This is a genomic window from Microbacterium sp. NPDC058062, assembly GCF_042885375.1.
Lineage (GTDB): Bacteria > Actinomycetota > Actinomycetes > Actinomycetales > Microbacteriaceae > Microbacterium > Microbacterium trichothecenolyticum_C.
Map to the genome: position 1 here is coordinate 45,528 of NZ_JBHVSC010000001.1, position 24,487 is coordinate 70,014.

General features: G+C 71.4%; 23 protein-coding genes and 1 tRNA gene. 15 read left to right on the forward strand and 9 right to left on the reverse strand.

Annotation, left to right across the window (positions count from 1 at the left end; all coding sequences use genetic code 11):
* The first annotated feature begins 60 nt into the window (after nucleotides 1–60).
* Complete coding sequence (locus tag ACFVSU_RS00190) at nucleotides 61–534, forward strand: MarR family winged helix-turn-helix transcriptional regulator (RefSeq protein ID WP_387136566.1); 474 nt, start codon at nucleotides 61–63, stop codon at nucleotides 532–534.
* A gap of 94 nt (nucleotides 535–628) precedes the next feature.
* Here the strand turns inward: ACFVSU_RS00190 and ACFVSU_RS00195 are convergent.
* A tRNA-Met gene (locus tag ACFVSU_RS00195) sits at nucleotides 629–702 on the reverse strand.
* A 93-nt stretch (nucleotides 703–795) separates the two neighbouring features.
* Here ACFVSU_RS00195 and ACFVSU_RS00200 point away from each other — a divergent pair.
* Together ACFVSU_RS00200 and ACFVSU_RS00205 are read left to right on the forward strand one after the other, a co-directional pair.
* Entirely contained in the window at nucleotides 796–1,314 is a 519-nt protein-coding gene (locus ACFVSU_RS00200; RefSeq protein WP_387136569.1) for a DUF6328 family protein, read from the forward strand.
* A complete protein-coding gene (locus ACFVSU_RS00205) occupies nucleotides 1,311–2,114 on the forward strand; it encodes a carbon-nitrogen hydrolase family protein (protein WP_387136571.1) in 804 nt (267 codons plus the stop codon). The genes ACFVSU_RS00200 and ACFVSU_RS00205 overlap by 4 nt, the downstream gene beginning before the upstream one ends.
* Before the next feature lie 9 nt (nucleotides 2,115–2,123).
* On the opposite strand, the gene ACFVSU_RS00210 is transcribed toward ACFVSU_RS00205, so the two are convergent.
* On the reverse strand, nucleotides 2,124–3,323 hold the full coding sequence (locus tag ACFVSU_RS00210) for an aminotransferase class I/II-fold pyridoxal phosphate-dependent enzyme (protein WP_387136573.1): 1,200 nt from the start codon (nucleotides 3,321–3,323) through the stop codon (nucleotides 2,124–2,126).
* Nucleotides 3,324–3,441: 118 nt separating this feature from the next.
* Between ACFVSU_RS00210 and ACFVSU_RS00215 the strand changes: the two genes are divergently transcribed.
* Genes ACFVSU_RS00215 through ACFVSU_RS00225 form a run of 3 tightly spaced genes read left to right on the forward strand, consistent with a single transcriptional unit; the run spans nucleotide 3,442 to nucleotide 7,963 of the window.
* On the forward strand, nucleotides 3,442–5,133 hold the full coding sequence (locus ACFVSU_RS00215; protein ID WP_387136575.1) for a trypsin-like peptidase domain-containing protein: 1,692 nt from the start codon (nucleotides 3,442–3,444) through the stop codon (nucleotides 5,131–5,133).
* 47 nt (nucleotides 5,134–5,180) lie between these two features.
* Nucleotides 5,181–6,455 (forward strand): CDP-glycerol glycerophosphotransferase family protein, encoded by a 1,275-nt coding sequence (locus ACFVSU_RS00220; RefSeq protein ID WP_387136577.1) that lies wholly within the window; start codon nucleotides 5,181–5,183, stop codon nucleotides 6,453–6,455.
* Complete coding sequence (locus tag ACFVSU_RS00225; protein WP_387136579.1) at nucleotides 6,452–7,963, forward strand: CDP-glycerol glycerophosphotransferase family protein; 1,512 nt, start codon at nucleotides 6,452–6,454, stop codon at nucleotides 7,961–7,963. The genes ACFVSU_RS00220 and ACFVSU_RS00225 overlap by 4 nt, the downstream gene beginning before the upstream one ends.
* A 21-nt stretch (nucleotides 7,964–7,984) precedes the next feature.
* On the opposite strand, the gene ACFVSU_RS00230 is transcribed toward ACFVSU_RS00225, so the two are convergent.
* A complete protein-coding gene (locus ACFVSU_RS00230; protein WP_387136582.1) occupies nucleotides 7,985–9,022 on the reverse strand; it encodes a glycosyltransferase family 2 protein in 1,038 nt (345 codons plus the stop codon).
* A 97-nt stretch (nucleotides 9,023–9,119) separates the two neighbouring features.
* On the opposite strand from ACFVSU_RS00230, the gene ACFVSU_RS00235 reads away from it, so the two are divergent.
* The gene (locus ACFVSU_RS00235) at nucleotides 9,120–10,400 is read left to right on the forward strand and encodes a CDP-glycerol glycerophosphotransferase family protein (RefSeq protein WP_387136584.1); all 1,281 of its coding nucleotides are present in this window, start codon (nucleotides 9,120–9,122) and stop codon (nucleotides 10,398–10,400) included.
* 24 nt (nucleotides 10,401–10,424) lie between these two features.
* On the opposite strand, the gene ACFVSU_RS00240 is transcribed toward ACFVSU_RS00235, so the two are convergent.
* The 4 genes from ACFVSU_RS00240 to ACFVSU_RS00255 all read right to left on the reverse strand — a co-directional run bounded on the left by ACFVSU_RS00240 (nucleotide 10,425) and on the right by ACFVSU_RS00255 (nucleotide 13,847).
* Complete coding sequence (locus ACFVSU_RS00240) at nucleotides 10,425–11,813, reverse strand: phosphotransferase (protein ID WP_387136586.1); 1,389 nt, start codon at nucleotides 11,811–11,813, stop codon at nucleotides 10,425–10,427.
* Between the two features lie 80 nt (nucleotides 11,814–11,893).
* The gene (locus ACFVSU_RS00245) at nucleotides 11,894–12,130 is read right to left on the reverse strand and encodes a hypothetical protein (protein WP_387136588.1); all 237 of its coding nucleotides are present in this window, start codon (nucleotides 12,128–12,130) and stop codon (nucleotides 11,894–11,896) included.
* A gap of 84 nt (nucleotides 12,131–12,214) precedes the next feature.
* The gene (locus tag ACFVSU_RS00250; RefSeq protein WP_387136590.1) at nucleotides 12,215–13,090 is read right to left on the reverse strand and encodes a hypothetical protein; all 876 of its coding nucleotides are present in this window, start codon (nucleotides 13,088–13,090) and stop codon (nucleotides 12,215–12,217) included.
* Nucleotides 13,091–13,154: 64 nt separating this feature from the next.
* A complete protein-coding gene (locus ACFVSU_RS00255; RefSeq protein ID WP_056367826.1) occupies nucleotides 13,155–13,847 on the reverse strand; it encodes an NTP transferase domain-containing protein in 693 nt (230 codons plus the stop codon).
* Nucleotides 13,848–14,042: 195 nt separating this feature from the next.
* Here ACFVSU_RS00255 and ACFVSU_RS00260 point away from each other — a divergent pair, with 195 nt between their 5' ends.
* Genes ACFVSU_RS00260 through ACFVSU_RS00270 form a run of 3 tightly spaced genes read left to right on the forward strand, consistent with a single transcriptional unit; the run spans nucleotide 14,043 to nucleotide 17,484 of the window.
* Complete coding sequence (locus tag ACFVSU_RS00260; protein WP_387136592.1) at nucleotides 14,043–15,626, forward strand: ATP-binding cassette domain-containing protein; 1,584 nt, start codon at nucleotides 14,043–14,045, stop codon at nucleotides 15,624–15,626.
* Nucleotides 15,602–17,167, forward strand: coding sequence for a hypothetical protein (locus ACFVSU_RS00265; RefSeq protein ID WP_387136594.1), 1,566 nt, complete (start codon nucleotides 15,602–15,604; stop codon nucleotides 17,165–17,167). Before ACFVSU_RS00260 ends, ACFVSU_RS00265 begins: the two co-directional genes overlap by 25 nt.
* A 50-nt stretch (nucleotides 17,168–17,217) precedes the next feature.
* A complete protein-coding gene (locus ACFVSU_RS00270) occupies nucleotides 17,218–17,484 on the forward strand; it encodes a DUF3039 domain-containing protein (protein ID WP_045296870.1) in 267 nt (88 codons plus the stop codon).
* On the opposite strand, the gene ACFVSU_RS00275 is transcribed toward ACFVSU_RS00270, so the two are convergent.
* Complete coding sequence (locus ACFVSU_RS00275) at nucleotides 17,485–18,810, reverse strand: nicotinate phosphoribosyltransferase (protein ID WP_387136597.1); 1,326 nt, start codon at nucleotides 18,808–18,810, stop codon at nucleotides 17,485–17,487.
* Nucleotides 18,811–18,919: 109 nt separating this feature from the next.
* Between ACFVSU_RS00275 and murI the strand changes: the two genes are divergently transcribed.
* The 3 genes from murI to rdgB are packed head-to-tail and all read left to right on the forward strand — an operon-like array spanning nucleotide 18,920 to nucleotide 21,149.
* On the forward strand, nucleotides 18,920–19,765 hold the full coding sequence (gene murI / locus ACFVSU_RS00280; protein ID WP_387136599.1) for a glutamate racemase: 846 nt from the start codon (nucleotides 18,920–18,922) through the stop codon (nucleotides 19,763–19,765).
* 28 nt (nucleotides 19,766–19,793) lie between these two features.
* A complete protein-coding gene (rph, locus tag ACFVSU_RS00285; RefSeq protein ID WP_387136601.1) occupies nucleotides 19,794–20,537 on the forward strand; it encodes a ribonuclease PH in 744 nt (247 codons plus the stop codon).
* A gap of 3 nt (nucleotides 20,538–20,540) precedes the next feature.
* Nucleotides 20,541–21,149: an RdgB/HAM1 family non-canonical purine NTP pyrophosphatase gene (rdgB, locus tag ACFVSU_RS00290; protein ID WP_387136603.1), complete on the forward strand. Its 609-nt coding sequence runs from the start codon at nucleotides 20,541–20,543 to the stop codon at nucleotides 21,147–21,149.
* A 9-nt stretch (nucleotides 21,150–21,158) separates the two neighbouring features.
* Here the strand turns inward: rdgB and ACFVSU_RS00295 are convergent, their stop codons facing one another.
* Nucleotides 21,159–22,670 carry a CocE/NonD family hydrolase gene (locus tag ACFVSU_RS00295; RefSeq protein ID WP_387136605.1) on the reverse strand — a complete coding sequence of 504 codons (1,512 nt, stop codon included), beginning with the start codon at nucleotides 22,668–22,670 and terminating at the stop codon, nucleotides 21,159–21,161.
* A gap of 214 nt (nucleotides 22,671–22,884) precedes the next feature.
* Here ACFVSU_RS00295 and ACFVSU_RS00300 point away from each other — a divergent pair, with 214 nt between their 5' ends.
* Nucleotides 22,885–23,478: a hypothetical protein gene (locus ACFVSU_RS00300; protein ID WP_387136607.1), complete on the forward strand. Its 594-nt coding sequence runs from the start codon at nucleotides 22,885–22,887 to the stop codon at nucleotides 23,476–23,478.
* A gap of 89 nt (nucleotides 23,479–23,567) precedes the next feature.
* Nucleotides 23,568–24,479, forward strand: coding sequence for a cation diffusion facilitator family transporter (locus tag ACFVSU_RS00305; RefSeq protein WP_387136609.1), 912 nt, complete (start codon nucleotides 23,568–23,570; stop codon nucleotides 24,477–24,479).
* Nucleotides 24,480–24,487 lie beyond the last annotated feature (8 nt).

Below are 24,487 nucleotides of genomic sequence, written 5' to 3' on the forward strand. Positions count from 1 at the left end.
CTAGCTAAACTAGCAATACCTCTTGTGCGATGCTACAACGGGTCGGAAGGAACGTCCACGATGTCCGAGCGATGGCTGCCACAGACGGAACATGAGCACGCGGTGATGCGTGTGCTCACGTCCATCCGCGCCGTCAGCGACGCCATGGAGCGCATGCACAGCGGCATGAAGGGCGACATGGACATGAACGCCTCGGATGTCGCCGCCCTCCGGCTGCTCATCATCCGCGAGCGACAAGGGCGCTCTGTCAGCCCGCGCGACATCGCCCGCCACCTGCGCATCTCGACCGCATCGACCACGAAGCTGCTCGATCGGCTCGTGGATTCCGGGCATGTCCAGCGCCGCCCGCATCCCAGCGACGGGCGAGGACGCGTGGTGGTGCTCACGGAGGACGCGCGCAATGCGTTCTTCCGCGTCTTCGGCGACCGCCTGCGGGCGATGCGAACCGTCGCGCTGGACTACGACGAGGCGGAACTCGGGGTGATCGCGCGGTTCCTCGACGATCTCTGCGGCGCGATGGACCCGGACGACTGACAGCCGCACGATGAGGTCGGCCTGTACGACGGTGCTGCAGCGCACAAACGAAGGAAGGGCGCCCCTTGACGGGACGCCCTTCCTTCGTTTTCTGTTGCGGGGACAGGATTTGAACCTGCGACCTCTGGGTTATGAGCCCAGCGAGCTACCGAGCTGCTCCACCCCGCGGCACAAGGAATAGCCTAGCACGGGGTTTGGGGTGCTCGTGACACAGGGGCGGTCCGCTTGCCCCGATCGCCGACGGCGGGCGAGGATGAACCCATGTCCACAGAGCGCGACACCGACCCTCGGGACGACCGCGTCGACGGCCGCGACGAGACGCCGGAGGAGCGCGCCGACCGCAACTGGAGCGAGGTCCTGCAGGAGGTGCGCGTCCTGCAGACGGGCACGCAGATCCTCACGGGCTTCCTCCTCGCGCTGGCGTTCCAGCCGGCCTTCGGCGATCTCACCGATTCCCAGAAGTCCTTCTATCTCGGGCTCGTGGTCCTCTCCGCGCTCAGCTCGATCATCGCGCTCGCGCCGGTGGCCCTGCACCGGGCGCTGTTCCAGCAACGGGCCAAGGCCGAGGTCGTGCACTACGGCCACTATGCGCTGGTCACCGCGCTCGGAACCGTCGCCGTGCTCCTCGTGGGTGTCGTGGCGTTCGTCTTCGACGTCGTGCTGGGCGGGTCGGCGTTCTGGTGGGCTCTCATCCCGCTCGGGCTGCTGGTCTGCGCGATGTGGCTGGTCGTGCCCGCGATCCTCCGTGCGCGACGCCGGACGAACGGAGTACGACGATGACCGAGACGCTCCCCATCGCGGTGGCGCAGTTCGCGCCGACGGCCGAGACCGCGGTGAACCTCGAGTCCATCGCGCAGCTCGTGGCCACGGCATCCGATCGCGGAGCCCGCGTCGTCGTGTTCCCCGAATACTCGAGCTACTTCGTCGACCCGTTCGACGAGTCGCTGGCCGCCAATGCCCAGGAGCTGGACGGCCCGTTCGTGCAGGCGCTCACGCGCCTCGCGGCGCAGCACGACCTGACGATGGTCGCCGGGCTGCTCGAGCGCGCCAGTGACGGCGCCCGCGTGCGCAACACCGCGGTCGCGGTCGATGCGACGGGCCTGATCGCTCACTACCGGAAGCTCCACCTGTACGACGCGTTCGGCCAGCGGGAATCGGACTGGGTCGAACCCGGTGAGCCCGGTGAAGCGCAGACGTTCGAGCTCGGCGGACTCCGGTTCGGTCTCATGACCTGCTACGATCTCCGGTTCCCCGAAGTCGGGCGGCTGCTCGTCGACGCCGGGGCGGACGTGTTCCTGGTGCCGGCGGAATGGGTGCGCGGTCCGCTCAAGGAGCACCACTGGCGCACCCTGCTGCATGCCCGGGCGATCGAGAACACGGTGTTCGTCGCCGCTGCGGACCATCCGCCGCCCCTCGGCGTGGGCAACTCGCTCGTCGTCGACCCCCAGGGCGTGGAGCTCGCGGCCGTCGGCACGTCGACCGACGTCGCGGTCGCCCATCTCGACGTCGGCGCGATCGAGCGCGTGCGACGTGTCAACCCCGCGCTGACGCTCCGCCGCTTCGGCGTCGGCCCGCGCTGAGGCCGCGGCTCACGCGAGGCGGGCGAGGCGGGATGCCGCGTCCTCGAGCACCTCGACGCGTTTGCAGGCGGCGAAGCGCACGAGCGTGGCGTACTCTTCACGCCGGTCCGGCGTCGCGAAGGCGGTGAGGGGGATCGCCACGACCCCGGCGCGCTCGGGGAGGGCGCGGCAGAAGGTCGCAGCGTCCGTCGCTCCGAGCGGCGCGGCGTCCACGACGGTGAAATACGAGCCGGCGGGCATCGACACGTCGAACCCGGCGGCGCGCAAGCCTGCGCCGAGCAGGTCGCGCTTCGCGCGCAGCGTGCCGGCGATGCCCCGGAAGAACTCATCGCCCAACCGGAGTCCGGTGGCCATCGCGGGCTGGAACGGGCTGCCGTTGACGTACGTGAGGAACTGCTTGACCGCGAGCACGGCGTCGATGAGCGGCGCAGGACCCGAGATCCAGCCGATCTTCCAGCCGGTCGTCGAGAACGTCTTGCCGCCCGACGAGATCGTCAGCGTGCGCTCCGCGGCGCCCGGGAGGGTCGCGATCGGCACGTGCGGCTCGTCGAAGACGAGGTGCTCGTATACCTCGTCGGTCACGATCACGGCGCCGTGGCGCTCGGCGAGGCGCACGACCTCGTCGCGCACATCGGCGCCGAAGACGGCCCCGGTGGGATTGTGAGGATCGTTCACGAGGATGACGCGCGTCCGGTCGCTCACCGCCGCACGCAGCTCGTCGAGGTCGGGCTGGAAGTCGGGCCACCGCAGCGGCACCGTCACGAGCCGCGCGCCGGCGAGAGCGACCACCGCCGCGTACGAGTCGTAGTACGGCTCGAACACCACGACCTCGTCGTCGGGACCGTCGATGAGGGCGAGAAGCGCCGCGGCGAGCGCTTCGGTCGCGCCCGCCGTCACGAGCACCTCGCGCGCGGGATCCAGGCGCAGTCCGTAGAACCGCTCCTGATGCTCGGCGACGGCAGAGAGGAGATCCGGGATGCCGCGACCCGGCGGGTACTGGTTGACGCCGTTCGCGATCGCCGACCGGGCTGCCTCGAGCACCTCGGCCGGGCCGTCCTCGTCGGGGAAGCCCTGCCCGAGATTGATCGCGCCGGTACGCGCCGCAAGGGCGGACATCTCGGCGAAGATGGTGGGGTGGATCGACCCGTCGGAACCGACGAGTCCGGCGCCCGCGGCGGTGCGGCGCCATGCTCCGGGGATCTGTCGCATCGCTTCACCGTAATACCGGGCGGGCTCATCCCCGTTGCATAGGCGAGTCCCATTCGCGACATAAGAAACGCACAGCATCGGTGGGCACAGTGGTGAGTGCTTGGCAGAAGGAGCAACCATGAGCGACATCCAGGGCGACCGCCCGGAAGACCAGACCCCCGCCGTCCCCTCGCAGTCGGCCGCGGAGGCCGCCGCGCAGACGCCCGCCCAGCCCGAGACCCCGGCCCCCGCCGCGGCCGCGCCGGAAGCCGTCGAGCCCGCGCAGCCCGCCGCGCCCGTGCAGCCCGCACCGCCCGTGACTCCGGCCGCGTCAGCCGCAGCGCTGCCCCCGGTTCCGCCGAGCGCACCCGCCGCGCAGCCCGCGGCCCACGTGCAGCCGACCGCACCGACCCAGCCCGTGCCGCCCGCCGGCTACCCGGCAGGGGCGTACGCGTACGCCCGTCCGCAGGGTTACGCCGGCCAGCCCGCGCCATACCCCCACTCCTACGCGGGCCAGCCGGCGCCTGGCGCCCCCGGTGCCGGGTTCGGCGTGGCCGCTGCGGACGCCCAGCCGACGCTGCCGATCGCCGGCTCGACCGGCGCCGTGCCGACCGCGACCAAGGCGCCCAAGAAGTCGTCTGGCGCGGGCAAGGTCGTCGGCCTGATCGTCGCCGCCGCCATCGTCGGCGGAGCTGCGGGCCTCGGCGGTGCGTACGCCGGCGTCACCTGGTTCGCCCCGGTGAGCGCATCGCCCGCCGCGGGACCGTCGACGGTCACGGTCAACGACACCGACTCCGTCAACCAGACCACCGCGATCGCCGCGAAGGTCGTGCCGAGCGTCGTCACGATCGAGGCGACAGGCTCGTCTGCGGCCGGCACCGGCTCGGGCGTCGTGCTCACGAAGGACGGGTACGTCGTCACGAACACGCACGTCGTGACACTCGACGGTGCGACCGGTGACGCGACCATCCGCGTGACCACCTCCGACGGCCGCGTCTACGACGCCGAGGTCGTCGGCACCGACCCGACCTACGACCTCGCCGTCATCAAGCTCAAGGACGCCGAGGACCTCACCCCGATCGAGATCGCAGACTCGAGCAAGCTCAACGTCGGTGACACGACCGTCGCAGTGGGCGCGCCGCTGGGTCTCGCGAACTCGGTGACCGAAGGCATCGTGAGCGCGCTCAACCGCTCGATCTCGATCGCGTCGTCGGCGGCGCCCGACTCGGGCGGCGACAGCCAGGACCAGCAGGACCAGAACAGCCAGGAAGGCCCGTTCCGCTTCGACTTCGGTCAGGGCGACCAGCAGTCGACGGCCACCGAGAGCATCTCGATCTCGGTCATCCAGACCGACGCCGCCATCAACCCCGGCAACTCCGGCGGCGCGCTGGTCGACTCCGACGGCAAGCTGATCGGCATCAACGTGGCGATCGCGACCGCGGGCGGCTCGTCCTCCGACGGCTCCGGCTCGATCGGTGTCGGCTTCTCGATCCCGTCCGACATCGTCAAGCGCATCACCGGCGAGATCATCGACAACGGCGAGGCGACCCACGGTCTGCTCGGCGCGAACGTGAAGGCCGCGGCATCCGTCGAGGGCTCGACCATCACCGGCGCCTACATCGACGCCGTCACCGACGGCGGTGCGGCCGCCGCCGCCGGCCTGCAGAAGGGCGACATCGTCACCGCATTCAACGGGGTGCCCGTCACCGACGCCACCGACCTCACGGCGCAGGTGCGCGCCGCCGCGGCCGGCAGCGACGCCGAGGTGACCTACGTCCGCAACGGCAAGACGCAGACCGTCCAGGTCACGCTGGGGTCGCTCCAGCAGTAGTCCACACCTCCCAGGGACGCCATTCCGCGAGCAGGTAGGCTCGCGGGATGGCGTCCTTCTCGTTCGGCGCGGGGAACGCCCGAAAGCTCGCGACGATCCCGCTCTACGCCGCCGGACGCCTCCTCACCCTCCTCGTGCCCCGCTCCCGCGACGAGTGGGTCATCGGCTGTGCGGTCGGAATCGGCGACGGTGCACTGGCGCTCTGGGAGGTGGCGGCCGCCGACGGACGCCGTCCGGTGTGGCTGGTCGGGTCGGCGAAGGAGGCGACGGATGCTGCGGCCCGCGGCATCCGCACGGTTCCCAAGCGCTCCCTGCGCGGGCTGTGGCGCACCGCACGCGCCCGGGTGGTCGTCGTCACCCATGGATTCGGGGACGTCAACCGCTACGCCGTGTCGGGCGCTTTCGTCGTGCAGCTGTGGCACGGCATCCCGCTCAAGCGGATCGGGGTCGATTCGCCCGAGACGCTGCGGGTGCCGGGCGTCGTCGCCGCCACACCCGCCGCCGGAACGGTGCGCGGGCTCCTGAGATCGATGTACCGCGGCGCCGCGCGCCGCATCCGCGTGATTCCGGCGGCTTCGCACCTCGTCCGCGGCCGTCTCGAATCCGCCTTCGCTCTGCCCGACGAGAGCGTGCCGGTGACCGGCGAACCTCGCGTCGACGTGCTCTCCCGCGGCACCGCCGAGGACCGGCGCGTGCAGGCCCGCGCCGCGATCGGGCGCGCGGCCGCCCGCGTGGAGCCCTCGAGCCGCTTCGTGCTCTATGCGCCCACCTGGCGCGACGGAGCGATCGACCCCGCGGTGCCGACCACAGAGGAGTGGTCGCAGATCGTCGACGTGCTGAGGCGCCATGACGCGACGCTCCTCGTCCGGTCGCACCCGCTCGGTGCGGGCGACTACGCCCCGCCGTTCCCGACGGACCGCGTGCAGTCGCTCGGCAGCGACCTGGTCGCAGACGTGACCCCCTTGCTCCCCGGCCTCGACGCCCTCGTCACCGACTACTCGTCGCTCGCATTCGACGCCTCGCTCGTCCCGCTTCCCACGCTGTTCCTCGCGCCGGACGTCGACGAGTATGCGCGCAGACGCGGCTTCTACGGCACCTACAACGACGTGGCGGGGGACGACTGGGCGATCGACTGGACGCAGGCGGCGACCCAGCTGGACGCGGTGCTCGGCGACGATGCCGAGCGCGCGCGCCGCGTCGAACGGGCGGTCGCGCTGGACGCGCGGGTGCACGCCTTCCGCGACGGGCGCAACGCCGAGAGGGTGTACCGTGCGATTCTGGCCGGAACGGTCCACGACGGCCCGAGGGAAGGAACCGGATGACCGACGCGCGCTTCACGACGGAGGGGAGCCCGGCTCTCGTTCTCTCGGGCGAAGGGGAGCGGCCCGATTCCGTCGAGATCGTGGGCGCCCGCGCCCGCGTCACCGCGCGCCTCACCGGCCGTGGCAAGACGTGGACGGCGACGCTCCCGCTGCGCGCCGCGCGCTGGGGCGGCCCGGAACTGCCACTGCCTGCCGGCTCGTACGAGGTGCGCATCGCGGTCCCCGCTGCCCCTCCACTCGCCGCTGGCGCGTCGAGCGGAGCCTCCGGCGGCGGGGGCCCAGCCGGGGGCCGAGGCATCCGTCCCCCCGACGTGCTCCCGCTCACGCAGCTCGGAACGCTCAGAGCGAGCCTCGAGGGGTGGACCCTGCGGGTCGGGCCCCCGATCGACCCCGCGTACGACTCGGGTGAGGGGCAGGACGCCCTCGAACGCCGCTACGCGACCCGGCCCGCCACCGGGTTCGAGAACGCGGTGTTCTTCGAGAGCTTCTACGGTCGCAACGCGAGCTGCAACCCTCTCGCGATCGACCGGGAGGTCGCGCGCCGCGCGCCGGACGTGACCCGCTACTGGAGCGTCGTCGACCTGTCGGTCGCCGTGCCGGACGGCGCGATCCCCGTGGTCGAGGGCAGCCCCGAATGGTGGCGCGCCCGCGGGGCCGCGCGACTGCTCGTGGTCAACGACTGGCTGCGACGCCGGTTCGCCCGACGCAAGGGCCAGGTGGTGCTGCAGACCTGGCACGGCACGCCGCTCAAGCGCCTCGCGCTGCACCGGCCCGGGTTCGACCCGCGCCGGACGGCGGCGGTCGTCCGCGAGTCCCGCCGCTGGAACATCCTGCTGGCGCAGAATCCCTATGCCGCGCGCATCCTCGGCAAGGCGTACGCGTTCCTCACGCGCCCGGTCTGGGTCGAGGGGTATCCGCGCAACGATGTGCTGACCACGGGTGACGGCACGGCGACGCGCGAGGCCCTCGGCATCCGTCCCGGCGAGCGGGTCCTGCTGTACGCGCCGACGTGGCGTGACGACCGCGACCAGATCGTGGACTTCATCGATCCGGTCTCGCTCGCCGCCGCCACCGATGCTGTCGTGCTCGTGCGCGGGCACTCGCGCACGCTGCTGCCCGGGCGTGACGCGGAAGGCCCCCGGGTGATCGACGTCACCGGCTTCCCCGACACCTCACTGCTGCTGCTCGTCGCCGATGCGCTCATCACCGACTACTCGTCCGTGATGTTCGACTACTCGGTGACCGGGAAGCCGATGTACTTCCTCGTGCCCGACATGGAGCACTACCGAGGCGAGCTGCGCGGGTTCTACTTCGACCTGGCCGCGCACGCACCGGGCCCGATGGTGCGCACGCAGGATGAATTGGTGGCCGCGCTCGCCGCAGACGACACCGAGAAGTACGCATCGCGCTACGCGCAGTGGCGCGACAAGTTCAACGCCCGCGACGACGGCCACGCCGCCGAGCGGGTCGTGGCACGCATCCTGGACCAGGGCTTCATCGACGCCTGACGACCGGCCGTCCGCCGGGTGTCACGGCAGCGGCGTGTTGCGGCTTCCGAGGCGGGACGTGTCGACGGTGTCGTGCGCGCCGCCGATCACGCCGAGGAGGAAGCCCCAGCCCCACGCGAGGTGCATGGAGGGAAGCACGGCCGCGGTCCACAGCTTGTCGCGCCAGCCGTGCCCGCCGCCCCGGCCGAGAGCGACCACGGCGATGAGGGCGGCGTACGCGAGCACCGGGAGGTAGACGACGGATGCCGCCACCGACCACCAGCCCTGCAGCAGACCGGTGAGCTGGAGCACGCCGACGATGATCCCGAGCAGGATCGTCAGCACGAGCGCCGGCGGCGCGAAGAACCGCAGCGAGTTGCCGCGCCCGAAGCGGCGGACGAGCTCCCCTCGCCACCTGCCCGTCGCCGAGAACTGACGGACCAGGCGCGTCCAGCTCTCGCGCGGCCAGTAGGTCACGGCCAGTGCGGGATCGAACCAGACGCGGTAGCCGGCGCGACGGATGCGCAGATTCAGCTCCCAGTCCTCGCCGCGCCGGATGCTCTCGTCGAACAGCCCGACCTCTTCGAGCACGTCGCGGCGCATGACGCCGAGGTAGGCGGACTCCGCCTCGCCCTCCTGCGTGCCGCCGTGGTAGGCGCCGCCGCCGAGGCCGATGGGGGAGTTATAGGCGCGCGCGACGGCACGCTGGAAGGGTGTGCGGCCGTCGGCGCGCATCACGCCGCCGACGTTCGCGGCGCGCACGCGGTCGAGGGTCGCGAGCGCCCGTCGCGCATACGTCGGATCCAGCTCGGAGTGCGCGTCCACGCGCACCACGGTGGGGTGCCGCGCGGCGCGGATCGCCAGGTTGAGGCCGATCGGGATGTCGGCGCCCGGGTTCTCGACGAGCACGATGCGGTCGTCGCCGGCGGCGAGTTCCGCCGCCAGCGCGTTCGTGCCGTCCGTCGAGGGGCCGAGAGCCAGGACCAGCTCGGTCGGGCCGGGGACGTCCTGTCCGAGCACCGTCTCGACCGCACGGCGAAGGTAGTCGCGCTCGTTGAGCACGGGCATCACGAAGCTCACGCCGGAGCCGGGGGGAGGGACTGGAGCGTCCCTGCGCCCGTGTTGCTCGACATGCACGCGTCGATCATGTCATGAGAGCCCTGGGTAGGCTGGAAGCGTGGGTCTGGTCTCGGATGGAAAGAAGGCGGTCGCGCTCGTCCGCAAGGCGGTGCGCAATCGTTCGGCCGTGATCGATGTGCGGCGCACCCTCTCGGGCCGGCCGCCGCACCCGCCGTTCCAGTACCGCGTGGCCGTCTACTTCGCCGACGGCGCGGTCAACATGTACCAGATGCGGCAGTGGTACAAGCCGCTCGCGGACCTCGCGAAGACCTGGCCGGTCGTCGTGCTCAGCCGCGCCGCCACGGGCGCCGAGGCGCTGCTGGCCGACGGGGCGCTTCCGGTGGCATTCGTTCCCACCGTGCGCGATCTCGAGCGCTTCATCGCCAAGCAGGACATCCGCGTCGTGCTGTACGTCAACCAGAACACACGCAACTTCCAGATGTTCCGCTACGGCCGTCGCTGGCACGTGTTCATCAACCACGGCGAGTCCGACAAGATGTACATGACCACGAACCAGTACAAGGCGTACGACTACGCGATGATCGCGGGCGACGCCGCGCGCGAGCGGCTCTCGCGGGTGCTGTGGGACTACGACATCGAGCGCCGCACGATCGAGATCGGGCGCCCGCAGGCCGACCACTACTCGGGCACACTGCCCTACACGCCCGACGCGCGCACGGTGGTGCTCTACGCGCCAACGTGGGAGGGGGACCGCCCCTCCGCCCACTACGGCTCGATCGCCACGCACGGCGAGGCGCTCGTGACCGCACTCCTGGCCACCGGTCGCCATCGCGTGATCTACCGCCCCCACCCCCGCTCGGGGGTCGTGAACCATGAGTACGGTGCCGCGAACAAGCGCATCATCGCGGCCCTGAACGCCGCGAACGCCTCGGATCCCTCCGCCCAGCACGTCTTCGACGACGGGCCCGAGCTCGGCTGGCAGCTGGCCGCCGCGGACGTCGCGATCGTCGACATCTCGGCGATGGTCTACGACCGGCTCGCGGCCGACAAGCCGCTCATGATCACACGGCCGGCCGACCCCGCCGCCGCGATCGACACGCACGGGTACCTGTCTGCCTGCGAGTGGCTCGACGCGGCCGCGGCTCGCGACATCGTCGCCCAGACCGAGCGCGTGCTCTCCGACCCCGACGCCGTCGCACGCCTGGAGGAATGGGTGACGCACTACTTCGGCGACACCGCACCGGGCTCGGCGACGGCGCGATTCCACGGGGCCGTGCAGCGCCTCATGGAGGACTGGGACTCCTGGTATGCGCGGTCGGTCGCCGATGCCGAGGACGACGAGCCCGAGGACGAAGCGGACCTCGACGACGAGGGCTGAGCCCGCGACGCTCGGCCGACGGCGTCAGGCCACCGGGGCAGGACGCTCGACGAGCCGCGCGATCGCACGCAGCGGGATCGCGACCCACGTCGGCCGGTTGCGGGCCTCGTAGATCGCCTCGTACACCGCTTTGTCGAGCTCGAGCGCGGCGAGGAGCGGATGCCGGGGGTCGAGCCCGCCCGCCGACGCGGCGTATCCGTCCACGAACGCCCTGCGGGCGTCACGCGCCCACGCGCGCACCGCGTCGGCGGAGCGATCCGGGTCGTCCAGGCGCAGCGAACCCGCGACGTAGTCGAACGAGCGGAGCATGCCGGCTACGTCGCGCAGCGCGAGATCGGGTTGCGTTCGCTCGGCCATCGGGCGCAGCGGCTCGCCCTCGAAGTCGACCATGATCCAGCCGCGATCGGGGGAGTGCAGCACCTGCCCGAGGTGGAAGTCGCCATGGATGCGCTGCAGCGGCGGCCACGGCACCTCGAGCGCGCGACGGTACACCGCCGCGGCGGCATCCCGCTGACCGGCGATCTCGGGGACCTCCGCGATCGCGATCGCGAACCTCCGCTCCCACGTGGCCGCCGTCGCCTCGCGGTCGGCCGCTGTCGCCGTGCGGGTCGGGAAGCACTCCGCGAGGGCGACATGCACCTCGGCGGTCGCGGTGCCGAGCGCGCGCGCCGCGTCGCGGAAGTCGTCACCCTTCGCTGCTGCCTGCAGCGCGACGCGCCATGCGTCCTCGACGCCCGGCAGGAACTCCTGCGCGGAGGCGAGGGACCCGCGCACGGTGCCGTGCGCGGTGGTGAGGTCCGGCCACGTCCCTTCGATCGAGCCGACCGGGCGCGGCACATGGGGCGATCCGGCCCCGGCCAGCGCTTCCTGCAGCTCGATGTCGGGGTTGAGGCCCTCGTGCAGCTGCCGGTAGACCTTGCAGATCACCGGGGCGCCGTCGCCTTCGAAGATGAGCGACGTGTTCGACTGCTCTCCGCTGATCACCCGCGACGTCGCCCCAGACGGAGCTCCGCCCGAGCCTGCGACCCGCCCGATCGCCGTGGTCTGCGGTCCGTGTGCGGTGCCCCCGACCGTGATGAGGCGCAGCAGAGCCTGGGCGTACGCGGAGTCGAACGGGCCGTCGATGAAGGTCGTTCCCGGCACCGGACTGCCGATGACGTGGTCGGGGTCGGCGTCGACGTTCTCCGTCGCGCGCTCGACGACCGGGATCTGGTACAGCACGGCCGGCAGAGCGCCCTCATCCGCCACGAGGAATGTGCGGATGCGTGCGCCGGTGGCCGCGTCGTCGGCACCGCCGGATTCCGCGCTCAGATCCCACCATGAGAGCAGGCGCAGGCTGGGCGGGCGCCCCTTCGCGGCGTACCAGCGCTGCCGCGGCATCCATGCCGCGAGGCACGCCAACGTGCTGTCCATACCTGTGAGCGTATGCCCGTCGTCGTGCGCGTGTCGAGGACACGCTGCAAGCGCTTGCAGAACGTGACGGAATTCGCCCGCTACTCGTCCTCGCCCGATTCCTGGTACTCCGCGATCTCGATGACCGGCGCCACCGGGATGACGATGGATTCGACGGCTCCTCCGCCGCCGACGGCGAGGTCGCCGAGGCCGAGGCCGCCGAGATCGACGGATGCGGCATCCGTCAGCCGTTCGGCCTGCGTCTCGGTGCGGGCGGGCTCTGACGGCAGACCCGCCCACTCGACGGGCTCTTCGGGAAGCTTGCTGAACAGACCCATACCGCCATTGTCACCCCGCCGGCGGGGTGGAGGGTCCGTCCTCGGTCGGAACGGACGCTTCGATCGCTTCCGGCGAGCGCCGGATCACGCGGGCGGTGATGCGGCGGGCCCGGAGGCTCCGCGCGTGACGCCGCCGACGACCGCCTCGCCGGCGCGACGGATGCCGCGTCCGGCGAGCCGCTCGATCCGGTCGGCGCCGGGGCGCGGTTCGAGTTCGGCAGGCAGCAGGTGTGGAGGCACCCCGAACGCGCGCCTCGAGCCCGTGAGCACCCGTCGCCCGAGGATGTTGTTGCCGGCGCCGCCGATGGCCGCGCCGATGCCGAACGGCAGCGCTTTGCCGATCCACGAGGCGCCGCCCCGCGCGGCGAACTGACGGATGAACGTCGTCTTGAGCCGGTCGACGAGCGGCCCGACGGCGGCGCGGGGGAGCGACTTGGTGATCAGCTCGCCCCAGTAGCCCGAACGGGACGGACCGCGCCCGGCGGCCTGCCCGGCGAGCTGCGCGACGAGGTCGACACCCTCTTTGCCGAGCATGAGCGTCAGCACCAGCGCCCGCGCCCGATCGGGATCCGACACCGGGATGCCGTGCACCTCGGCCACCGACTGCGCGAACAGCGTGGTGGCCTCGAGGAACGCGACAGTCTCGACGCCGCTGAGCGCCAGCGTCACGCCCGTGCCGATCCCGGGGACGACCGCGGTCGCGCCGACCGCGGCGCCGCCGGTGGTCACCGCAGCCAGATAGCGCCGCTCGAGGATGCGGACGATGTCGGCGGGAGAGGAGTCCGGATGCCGCAGACGGATGCTGCGCAGGTGCGCGAGGACGACCGGCCGCTGGATCGCGAGCACCCGGTCGAGCGCACGGATCGTGAAGGGATGCTCGTCGGACCCCGCGGGCGGCAGCCCTCCCTGCCACGGCGCGTCGCCTGACAGGGAGTGGATCTGGTGAACCTTGTCGGTCATCGCGCCGAGTCTATGCGCCCGAGTCTGAGCGCAGGCTCGGGGTTGACAGCCTCGCAGCGATCGGTCAGACGAAGAGGTTGGCGCGCTCGAGATCCTCGGCGAAGTCCACCTCAACGGCGTACAGGTCCGAGATGTCGAGCGGCTCGAGCAGCACGCCGTCCTCGGCGATCGCGAGCTCGAGGCCACGCTCGAAGTAGTCCTGGTCGTCGACGCGCGTGAGGTGGCGCATGAACGCCTTCTTGTCGCGGCTCGAGATGTAGTTGATGCCGACGGCCTCGCCGATGCCGCCCTTGACGGTCTTCGACAGCTCGTTGATGAAGCCCTCCGGCGTCACCGTGTACTTGACCTCTTCGTCGCTCACCTTGGACGTGTTGACCGTGACGAACGACTGGTCGCGTTCGATCAGCTCGATGGCGCGGCCGAGCACGCGCGGGTCGAAGACCACGTCGCCGTTCATCCAGAGCACGCCGCCCTTGCCCGTCTTGGCGAGGGCGCGCAGCAGGCTCTTGGAGGTGTTGGTCTGGTCGTAGCGGTCGTTGTAGACGTAGTCGACGTCGGGGAACGCCTCGACGATGGTCTCGGCGCGGTAGCCCACGACGGTGGTGATCTTGGCTTCGCGGCCGAAAGCGGCACGGATGTTGTCGTGCTGCTGCTGCATGATGCTGCGGCCGTCGCCGAGCTCCGTGAGGGGCTTGGGCAGGCTGCGGCCGAGTCGCGAGCCCATTCCGGCTGCGAGGATGACGGTCTGAAGGGTCAAAATCTGCTCCTGAAGTGCGTGATTCACTGCCGGTTCACCGGCGGGACACCCCTTCGTGCCTCGACCATGGTAGCGATGAGGCCTGGGAAGGCGCATAATGGGCGGCTCCCGTTGCCGATTTGTGACATAACGCGAATGCCGCGACGCGGCGACACGAACTCCGCCGCGATCAGGCCCGCTTGATACGTTGGTTCAGTGACAGCCTCCCTCCCGGTGCCGAATGACATCGATCCGGAAGAGCCGGACCGTCACTCCAGCGCGCGCGTCGTACGCCTCGCAGATACGGTCTCACCGGCTCCCGACAAGCCCCGCCGCCCGCCGCGCAAGCCGCGCACCGACGGGGGTTCCCCACCCGCCGCTCCGCGCAAGAAGCGCACGCCGGCCGCATCCAAGGCGAAGTCGGCCCCCGCTCCGGATCCGGGTCCGCCGCCGCCCCTTCCGAGCGATCTCGAGCTGGCGGCCAGCGCGGCCGCGAGCATCGTCGTGCCCCCGCGCCCGCCGCTTCCCGACGCGGGCGATGGTTCGCCGGCGGATGCTGTGCAGGCGGCGCCGCTCGAAGAGGCGACGCCCGTCGACGACGGCGCGGCACCGGACGACGCCGCGATCGAGGCGGAGCCGCAGACCGAGCCGGAGGCCGCGATCGAGGCGGAGCCCCAGGCCGAGCCGGAGGCTGCGATCGAGCCCGAGACCCCGGTCGTGCTCGAACCGACCGCCGAGCCCGAGGCCGACCACGATCACACGACTCTTGCCGAAACGGCGGCGGTGGTCGATGCTGAGCCCGTGGTCGAGTCCGCGCCCGTGGCCGAGCCCGCGGGGGTCGTGGAGCCCACGCCCGCGGTCGAGCCCTCTGTCGCGCGCGCCGAGCGGGACGCCGCCGTGCTGGAGCGCGCCCCCGCGCCGGCTGAACTGCAGCCCGTGCCGCTGCCCGCTCCCGCCCCGGAGCCGACGACGACCCTCGATCCCGAGGCCCTGGCCGCGGCCGTCTCGCTGGACGCGGCCGCAACGGCGGCCGCAGCATCCGTCAACGCCCTCGTGCTGCGCGGCGTCACCAAGCGATTCGGCAGCACCCACGCCGTCGACGGCATCGACCTCACGATCCCGGCGGGCACGTTCTACGGGCTCGTCGGCCCCAACGGCGCCGGCAAGACGACCACGCTCTCGATGATCGCGGGCCTGCTCGAACCCGATCGCGGCACGATCCATGTGGGCGGAGTGGATGCGGCGGCCAAGCCGCTCGCAGCCAAGCGGATGATGGGGGTCCTCCCTGATCGGCTGCGCACCTTCGACCGCCTGACCGGCCGTCAGCTCCTCTACTACTACGGGGTGCTGCGGAAGCTCCCGCCCGCCGTCGTCGAGAGCCGGACCGCTGACCTCGCACGCGCCTTCGACCTCGAGGACGCACTGGGCCGGAGCGTCTCGGACTACTCCGCGGGCATGCTCAAGAAGGTCATGCTCGCGGGCGCGCTGATCCACTCGCCGCGTCTGCTCGTGCTGGACGAGCCGTTCGAAGCGGTCGACCCGGTCTCGAGCGCGATCATCCTCGACATCCTCTCCACCTATGTCGCGCACGGCGGCACGGTGATCCTCTCGAGCCACGGCATGGACCTCGTCGAGCGCGTCTGCACGCGCGTCGCGGTCATCGTGGCGGGCCAGGTGCTCGCGGAGGGCACCGTCGACGAGGTGCGCGGCGAGCTGACGCTCGAGCAGCGCTTCGTGGAACTGGCCGGAGGGCTCAGCGATGTGGAGGGCCTCGAGTGGCTGCACACATTCTCCGACTGAGGCTCGCGCTGCTGTTCGGCACGTTCCGCGGTCACGGGGGGCATGTCGCGCGCGTGATCACGGGACTCGTGATCCTCGTCGCCGCGACGGCGGCGGCCTGCTGGGCCCTGCTGACGCTGAAGGATGCCTCCACCGAGGAGGTGCTCGCGGTCACCGTGCTCGGGGGCTCGGCAGTGACCCTCGGCTTCGCGCTCGCTCCGTTGTTCGGCGCCGTGGAGGACCCGCTGGATCCCCGGCGATTCGCGCTGTTCGGGCTCCCGCGGGGAAGCCTGGCCCTCGTGCTGGCGGTTGCGGGCTTCCTCAGCGTGCCCATCCTGGTCCTGCTCGCGGTCGCTGTGTGCTCCGCCATCGTGTGGGCCGATCACGGTGTGCCGGTGATCGTCGGAATAGTGAGCGTGCTGCTCGGGGTGCTCACGTGCGTCCTGCTGGCGCGCGTGTGCATGGCGCTGGCCTCTCTCTTCCTCCGCGACCGGCGCTCGCGCGAGCTCTCGGGTGTCTTCGTCCTCGTGGTGCTCGTCGTCGTGGTTCCGGTGGGCGTCTTCCTCGCTTCGCTCGAGTGGCAGGGAAGCGTCCCGCCGCAGCTGCTCGAGGCTGTGGACTGGCTGGCCCTCACCCCGCTCGGTGCGGCGTGGGCTCTGCCCGGAATGGTGATCACGGGCGGAGACGCGTGGCTGTCCGCGCTCATCGCGGTGGGCACGATCGTCCTTCTGGCGATGATCTGGGTATGGGCGGTCAACCGACTGCTGACGACGACCGAGCGCCCGGGGACCGGGCGTGAGCGAGGCGGGCTCGGATGGTTCGGCGTCGCCCCGGGCACTCCCGGCGGTGCGATCGCGGCGCGGAGCCTCGTCTACTGGTTCGGCGACCGACGCTACGTCGTGAACGGCCTGGTGATCCCGTTCGCAGCCGCGATCACGGTGGTGCCGCTGCTCATCGCCGGCGTCCCGCCCGAGTTGGTCGCCCTCGTGCCCGTGCCGTTCGCGGCGCTCTTCCTCGGCTGGCTGCCGCACGACGACATCGCCTACGACTCCACCGCGGTGTGGATGCACATCGCGAGCGGTGTCCGCGGCGTCTCCGACCGCCTCGGCCGGCTCGTGCCGGTGCTGCTGGTCGGGGTCCCTCTGCTCGCCGTCGCCATCCCGGTGGCGACGCTGCTGCACGGACGCTGGGCGGTGCTCCCGGCTCTCACCGGCGTGTGCGCCGCGCTGTTCCTGTCGGGCCTGGGGCTCTCGAGCATCTCGTCGGTGGTCGCGCCCTACGCGGTGTCGCGGCCGGGCGAGAGCCCGTTCCAGCAGCCGCAGCGCACCGGCGCGAACGGCGCGATCGCGCAGGGGAGTGTCATGGCCGGCGCGCTCGTGGTGTCGGCCCCGGTCCTGTGGTGCGGCTGGCTGGCCCTGCAGGGCGACACGGAGGCCGCGAACACGGCGCTGTGGGGAGGCCTGGCCATCGGCCTCGGCGTGCTCGTCGTCGGCATCGGCGTCGGCGCCATCGTCTTCGAGCGTCGCGGTGGGCGGCTCATGGAGTTCGCGGAGTCCACCTGACTCGTGCGGGCGGACCCCAGCCGCGTCCGCCCCGACTACACTGGCAGACCATGAGCACCCCGCTGGACAGCCCCGACCAGGGCGGCATCGCGACCCTCGATCGCGAGCTCGAAGAGCTCCTCAAAGAAGAGAACATCGAGCCGGGTGACCATGAGCGCTTCTCCCACTACGTGAAGAAGGACAAGATCCTCGAGTCCGCCATCACCGGCAAGCCCGTGCGCGCGCTGTGCGGCAAGAAGTGGACGCCGGGCCGCGACCCCGAGAAGTTTCCCGTGTGCCCCACCTGCAAAGAGATCTACGAGTCGCTCCAGGGCTGATCACTCGGCGTCGGTATAGACCGTCGGGATCGCCGGGTCGGAGCGGCTGAGCGCGAGTCCGCGCACTGGAAGCTCTTCGCGCACCCGGGCGTGATGTGCTCGAGCGGCCTCGACGCCGTCGGATCCCTCGTACGCGGCATCCGGTTCGCCGTCCACGACGAGCGGCACCTGCAGCGCGCGGGACTCCGGGTGGGCCGAGGCGGTGTCGAGCGCTTCGAAGCCGTCCGACACGACGATGAGCTCGCTCGTCGCGGTACCCGCGTCGAGCGAGCGGAACGCCGCTTTGCGGCCGCCCTTGGACGCCTTGTCGGTCGACGCCTTCGCCACACCGACCCACCCGCCGTCGGAGTCCTGTCGCGCCACGAGCTTGTAGACCATGCCGGCGGTCGGCGTCCCCGACCCCGTGACCACCGACGTGCCGACGCCGTAGGAGTCGACAGGGGATGCCGCGAGCGCCGCGATCGCGTACTCGTCGAGGTCGCTCGTCACGGTGATGCGCGTGCCGGTCGCACCGAGCTCGTCGAGCTGGGCGCGCACCTCCGTGGCAACCGTCGGCAGGTCGCCGGAGTCGATCCGGACCCCGCCGAGCCCCGTTCCGGCGACGCGGATGGCCGTCTCGACGCCCTGGCGGATGTCGTAGGTGTCGATGAGCAGGGTGGTGCCGACGCCGAGGGCTGCGATCTGCGCGCGGAACGCGTCCTCCTCGGTGTCGTGCAGCAGCGTCCAGGCGTGGGCGGCCGTGCCCATCGTCGGGATGCCCCATCGGCGACCTGCCTCGAGATTCGAGGTGGCGCTGAACCCGGTGATGTAGGCCGCACGCGCCGCGGCGACCGCCGACGACTCGCCGGCCCGCCGCGAACCCATCTCGGCCAGCGGACGGTCCCCGGCGGCGATGCTCATGCGGGCGGCGGCGGTCGCGACCGCCGAATCGTGGTTGAGCACACTGAGCGCGAGGGTCTCGAGCACGACGGCCTCGGCGAACGTTCCCTCGATCGTCAGGATGGGGGAGCCCGGGAAGTACAGCTCGCCCTCGCGATAGCCCGTCACCGAGCCGGTGAACCGGTAGCCCTCCAGGAAATCGAGGGTCGAGGCATCCACCACCTTCTCGTCGCGGAGGAATCGCAGCTCGTCGTCGCCGAAGCGGAAGTCGCGGATGAGTGAGAGCAGCCGTCCCGTGCCCGCGACGACCCCGAAGCGCCGCGCTCCCGGGAGGCGCCGGCCGAACAGCTCGAACACGCATCGGCGGTGGGCGGTGCCGTCGCGGAGCGCCGCGTCGACCATCGTGAGCTCGTAGCGGTCCGTCAGCAGGGCGGTCGAGGCGGCCATGCGGGTCAGCCTAGCTTTTCGTGACGCAGGGGTTTCCCCCGCGGGCTCGCTCTGCTCGCCGCGGCCTCGCCGTGCCCCGCGGCGAGCCGCTGGCGTAGGGTGGATTCTCGTGAACGACGCGCCGATCGGAATCTTCGACTCCGGGGTCGGCGGGCTCACCGTCGCGCGGGCCGTCTCGGCGCTGCTGCCGCAGGAGTCGATCCTGTACATCGGCGACACCGCGCGTTCGCCGTACGGCCCGAAGCCGATCGCCGACGTGCGGCGCTACGCACTCGAGGTGCTGGACGATCTCGTCGCCCAGGGTGTGAAGATGCTCGTGATCGCGTGCAACACGGCGTCCGCGGCGATGCTGCGCGACGCGCGCGAGCGGTACGACGTGCCGGTGGTCGAGGTCATCAACCCCGCGGTGCGCACGGCGATGTCGACCACGCGCAACGGGCGCGTCGGCGTCATCGGCACGGCCGGCACCATCAGCTCCGGCGCGTACCAGGACATGCTCGGGGTCAATGAGCGTCTCACCGTCTTCGCGCAGGCCTGCCCGCGGTTCGTCGAGTTCGTCGAAGCGGGCGTCACCGGTTCGCCGGAGGTGCTCGCCGTCGCCGAGGAGTACCTCGCGCCGCTGCGCGCGGCCGAGGTCGACACGCTTGTGCTGGGCTGCACCCACTATCCGTTCCTCGAGGGCGCGATCAGCTACGTGATGGGCCCGGACGTGAGCCTGGTGTCGAGCGACTCCGAGACCGCGAAGGACGTCTACCGTCAGCTGGTCTCCCGGGACCTGCTCGCCGGGCCGGATGCCGAGCCCCGCCACGTCTACGAAGCCACCGGTGCGTCGGCCGATGAGTTCCTGCGGCTCGCGCACCGCCTGATGGGCCGCGAGGTCACCGACGTGCGCCTGGTCCAGACCGGCGCCATCGACCTTCCGCGCGCCTCGAACCCTGCCCGCAGCCTCGGCTGAGGCATCCGTCCCTCCGGAGGAGAACTGCATGACCGACATCACCCGTGCCGACGGCCGTTCCGTCGACCAACTGCGCCCCATCACGATCGAACGGGGCTGGTCGAGCCAGGCCGAAGGGTCGGCGCTCATCTCGTTCGGGAACACCAAGGTGCTGTGCACGGCGTCGTTCACGAACGGCGTGCCGCGCTGGCTGACGGGCAAGGGCAAGGGGTGGATCACCGCCGAGTACGCGATGCTGCCGCGCGCCACCAACGAGCGCAACGACCGCGAGAGCGTCAAGGGCAAGATCGGCGGCCGCACGCACGAGATCTCGCGCCTCATCGGCCGGGCGCTGCGCGCCGTCGTCGACACCAAGGCGCTCGGTGAGAACACCATCGTCATCGACTGCGACGTGCTGCAGGCCGACGGCGGCACGCGCACCGCCGCCATCACCGGCGCCTACGTCGCGCTCGCCGACGCGATCGAGTGGGGCCGCGGAAAGAAGTTCATCGGCCAGAAGGCGCAGGTGCTGTTCGACTCCGTCGCGGCGGTGTCGGTCGGCATCATCGACGGCGAGCCCATGCTCGACCTCGCGTATGTCGAGGACGTGCGCGCCGAGACCGACATGAACGTCGTGGTCACCGGCCGCGGCCTGTTCGTCGAGGTGCAGGGCACCGCAGAGGGCGCGCCGTTCGACAAGCGCGAGCTCGACGCCCTGCTCGAGCTCGGCGTGAACGGCTGCGCGGACCTGCGCACGCACCAGCTGGCCGCACTGCAGCCCGCGGGGGAGTGACGGATGCCCCGGATCGTCCTCGCTACCCACAACCCGCACAAGGTCGAGGAGTTCCAGGCGATCGTCGCGGCGACGCGCCCTGACCTCGAGGTCATCGGCTACGACGGGCCCGAGCCCGTCGAGGACGGCGTGACGTTCGCCGAGAACGCCCTCATCAAGGCGCGCGCGGCCGCCGACCACACCGGACTGCCGGCCCTGGCCGACGATTCGGGCGTGTGCGTGGACGTGCTGGGCGGGTCGCCCGGGGTGTTCTCGGCCTACTGGGCCGGGCACGCGAAGGATGCCTCGGCCAACCTGAACCTGCTGCTCGACCAGCTGTCCGACATCGGCGACCCGCACCGCACGGCGCAGTTCGTGTCGACGATCGCGCTCGTCGTGCCGGCGGGCGATGGGGAAGCCGTCGAGCACGTGGTCGAGGGGATCTGGCCCGGACGCCTCGCGACGGCGCCGTCGGGCGCCGGCGGCTTCGGCTACGACCCGATCTTCGTGCCCGACGGGCAGGAGACGGGCGCCGAGCGGACGGTCGGAGAGTGGGCGGCCGACGAGAAGAACGCGGCATCCCACCGCTCGCGCGCGTTCGTCGCGCTGGCCGAGCTGCTCGCCGAGCTCTGACGCGAGGGGTCAGCGCCGTTCCACGATGGGCAGTTCCAGCACCTGTGGACGGCCAGGATCGGAGTGCAGCGTGAAGCCGGCTCGCCCACCGGAACGGTAGAGCGCGGGGAACGCACCCGTCAGCGGGTTCCGAGGGGACAGCTGGCGGCCGGCGACGTGGAGCCGCAGTTCGTCACCGTCCCGGAAGAACGTCGCCGACGGAGCGAAGTCGATCTCGACCTCGGTCGGGGCAGCGCCCGCATCGACCCGGCGGAGTCCGGTCGTGACGAGATCGCGGCCGAAGCCGTACGAGCCTTCGAACGGGACGAATCGTCCGCCGCTCCACTTCGAGAGCCCGACGAAGACCGAGACCGGGCCGGCGACCGCGGCGCTCACCCACAGGCGCACGCTCGCCTCGCCGGTCACCTCGGTGTCGTCCGCGAACACCCACGAGAAACGCGCGGCACGACGTCTGCCGGCCACCGAGACCGCGCTGCTGCGCACGGGCGGGTGGCCCAGGCGACCTCCGTCTGCCAGGTGGAGCCGCAGCGGCCCGGTCGCGGGCGGCCAGCGCTCTTCATCTCGGACGGCATGGACCAGATCGGCGCGCTCGCGCACCTCCAGCCGCACGCGCGGCAGCTCGGACGAGGCATCCTTCAGGTGGGCGTCGAGAAACGCGCGCTGTGCCGCCTTGCCTTCATCGCCGTAGAACGCGGCCCACTTGCCGGTGCGATGGGTGAACAGGTGACGGTCGGACGACCCGGCCTGGGCGAAGGCGCGGAAGCTGCCGCGTGAGTGCAGGTTGGCGTCGGAGAAGCTGCCGCAGACGAGCATCGGGGTCTCGATTCTGCCCAGGTCGGGGGCCAGCGAGCGCCACCACGCATCGTCATCAGGACGGGCCTCCGCCTCACGGCCCAGATCCGGCGACATGCGCGATCCCCGGCGGACGAGGGTCGTCCACAGACGTGAGAATCCGACCTCTCGAACGCCGCCGGGGTAGAAGAAGTCGCGGTAGGCGTCGGTGAACCCCTCCCACGGAATGATCGCGCGAAGATGCGGCGGGCGAAGCGCAGCGGCCTTGTACTGCGAGATCGCCAGGTACGACACGCCGAGCATTGCGACGCCGCCGTCGCACCAGTCCTGCGCGGCGATCCACTCGATCGCGTCAAACACGTCCTCCGCCTCGGCGTCGCTCATCAGAGACCCCACGCCGTCCGAACGGCCGGCGCCGCGGAGGTCGAGGTTGATCACGGCGTAGCCCTGCGGCACCCACCACGCCGGATCGGGGGCCTCCCAGCTGGTCTCGTCCGAGATGTGCACGGCGGCGGTCTGGCGCAGGATGCGGAACTGCGGATTGATCCGGTAGCGCCCGCCCGCGCGGCGCGGAAGCGCATCCTTGCCATAGGGGTGCGCGCAGAGGATCGCCGGCACGAGACCGCCGGTGGCCGGCAGGTACACGTTCGCCCGCAGCACCGTGCCGTCGCGCATCGGCACCTCGACGTCGCGCCGGATCCGCACGTCGGCGCCGATCGGCGTAACCACGACGGGAGGACGCACCGCCCGTGCCGCGCGCTCTCGGGCGTAGCCCCATCCACCCGGGCGCCGCCAGGGGCGATCGGTCACTCCGTCGACACCGTCCTTCACGGGCGCGACGGTATCAGGTGGAGGGCGTCGGCGCGGGAGAAACCCTTCATGCCTCGCCATCGCCGCCCGGGAGGGGCATGCTGTTGTGCACGCAGCCTTTCCGGAGCGGCCGATGTTCTTCCTTCGCTGGATCCCCACCTTCCTCGCCTTTCCGCTGGGGGAGTCGATCGCCTCAGCGGTCCTGGGGACGCATCGCAGCCCGCTGACGGCGCTGGCGGCGGGCGCGATCGGCGGCGGCGTCGTCGGAGCCGCGCAGTGGCTCGCGCTGGGCCGCCTCGTGGACTGGCGCTGGGCGGTCTGGACGCTCGGAGCGACGGGTGCGGGCTGCGCGCTCAGCCTCGTCTGGTTCGGCCCCGCGGTCACGCCGGCCGCGGTCGCGGCCACCGGACTCATCACGGGCGGCATGGTCGGGGTCGCCCAGGGATCGTTGCTGCGACGCCGGTGGCGCATCGCGCTCGCGTGGGCGGCGACGGTGAGCCTGGCGTGGGGCACTGCCGGACTGGTGGGGACCCTGGACGGAGCCCGCACCGTCCTCGGCTCGAACGGCGCTCTGGGGGCGACGGTCGTCACGGGCGTCGTGCTGTGGCTCGTCCTTCGGCACCGCTTGATCCGCCGGCCAGTGCCTCCTGCGGAGTCGACCCGGACCATGGACCTCGCCGCGAGCATCATCGAGGCGAGGCGGGAAGTCAACCGCAGGCACCGCTAGCGGTCACCGCGCTGCGAGTGAGAATCACACTCATTCCCGACTAGGCGCAACAGCCCTTTCCGGTGCGATCCCGGGCTTAGCCTGGGCTCATGCACGACCACGCGCCGACCGGGATCCGGGGGGCAGGCAACCGCCGCCTGCTCGCGATCTCGCTCGCGATCACTTCCACCGTGATGGTCGTGCAGGTCGTCGGAGCGGTGCTGTCGGGCTCCCTCGCGCTCCTCGCCGATGCGGCGCACATGTTCACGGACGCCGCCGCTCTGGTGATCGCCCTCATCGCGAGCACCGTCGCGGCGCGACCCGCGAACGACCGCCGCACCTTCGGGTACCAGCGCGCCGAGGTGTTCGGCGCCCTGATCAACGGCGTCATCCTGATCGTGCTGTCGGGATGGGTCGCGTTCGAAGGCATCTCGCGCCTGCTCGATCCGGGCGAGACCGAGGTCGCCGGCGGGCTCATGCTCGTCGTCGCGATCGTCGGGCTCGTGGCCAACGGGGTCGCGATGTGGCTGCTGAGCTCCGCCCAGCGACACAGCATCAACGTACGCGGCGCGTATCTCGAGGTCCTCGGCGACCTCATCGGATCTGCGGCCGTGATCGTCGCCGCCATCGTCATCGTCACGACCGGCTGGTACCAGGCCGACGCCATCGCGTCGCTCTTCATCGCCGCCATGATCATCCCGCGCGCGGTCGGCCTGTTGCGCGAGGTCGTGTCGGTGCTCGCCGAGTCGGCGCCCAAAGGCACGCACGTGCACGAGATCCGCGAGCACATCCTCGCCACCCCCGGGGTCGTCGACGTGCACGATGTCCATGTGTGGCAGCTCACGCGCGGGGCGCCGGTGTTCACCGCGCACGTGGTCGTCGAGGGCGCGGCTCTCACCGACGGCCGGGCCGCCGGCATCCTCAGCACCCTGCAGTCGTGCCTGTCCGACCACTTCGACGTCGAGCACTCGACCTTCCAGCTCGAGCCCGCCGGACACGTCGAGCACGAAGCCCACGCGTGAGGAGGCGC

Coding starts and splice junctions, on each gene's coding strand:
- ACFVSU_RS00205 (WP_387136571.1), top strand. CDS start 1,311: ATGACCGAGACGCTCCCCATCGCGGTGGCGCAGTTCGCGCCGACGGCC.
- ACFVSU_RS00300 (WP_387136607.1), top strand. CDS start 22,885: ATGTTCTTCCTTCGCTGGATCCCCACCTTCCTCGCCTTTCCGCTGGGG.
- ACFVSU_RS00210 (WP_387136573.1), bottom strand. CDS start 3,323: ATGCGACAGATCCCCGGAGCATGGCGCCGCACCGCCGCGGGCGCCGGA.
- ACFVSU_RS00200 (WP_387136569.1), top strand. CDS start 796: ATGTCCACAGAGCGCGACACCGACCCTCGGGACGACCGCGTCGACGGC.
- ACFVSU_RS00245 (WP_387136588.1), bottom strand. CDS start 12,130: ATGGGTCTGTTCAGCAAGCTTCCCGAAGAGCCCGTCGAGTGGGCGGGT.
- ACFVSU_RS00225 (WP_387136579.1), top strand. CDS start 6,452: ATGACCGACGCGCGCTTCACGACGGAGGGGAGCCCGGCTCTCGTTCTC.
- ACFVSU_RS00305 (WP_387136609.1), top strand. CDS start 23,568: ATGCACGACCACGCGCCGACCGGGATCCGGGGGGCAGGCAACCGCCGC.
- ACFVSU_RS00220 (WP_387136577.1), top strand. CDS start 5,181: ATGGCGTCCTTCTCGTTCGGCGCGGGGAACGCCCGAAAGCTCGCGACG.
- ACFVSU_RS00275 (WP_387136597.1), bottom strand. CDS start 18,810: ATGGCCGCCTCGACCGCCCTGCTGACGGACCGCTACGAGCTCACGATG.
- rph (WP_387136601.1), top strand. CDS start 19,794: ATGACCGACATCACCCGTGCCGACGGCCGTTCCGTCGACCAACTGCGC.
- ACFVSU_RS00250 (WP_387136590.1), bottom strand. CDS start 13,090: ATGACCGACAAGGTTCACCAGATCCACTCCCTGTCAGGCGACGCGCCG.
- rdgB (WP_387136603.1), top strand. CDS start 20,541: ATGCCCCGGATCGTCCTCGCTACCCACAACCCGCACAAGGTCGAGGAG.
- ACFVSU_RS00215 (WP_387136575.1), top strand. CDS start 3,442: ATGAGCGACATCCAGGGCGACCGCCCGGAAGACCAGACCCCCGCCGTC.
- ACFVSU_RS00270 (WP_045296870.1), top strand. CDS start 17,218: ATGAGCACCCCGCTGGACAGCCCCGACCAGGGCGGCATCGCGACCCTC.
- ACFVSU_RS00190 (WP_387136566.1), top strand. CDS start 61: ATGTCCGAGCGATGGCTGCCACAGACGGAACATGAGCACGCGGTGATG.
- ACFVSU_RS00240 (WP_387136586.1), bottom strand. CDS start 11,813: ATGGACAGCACGTTGGCGTGCCTCGCGGCATGGATGCCGCGGCAGCGC.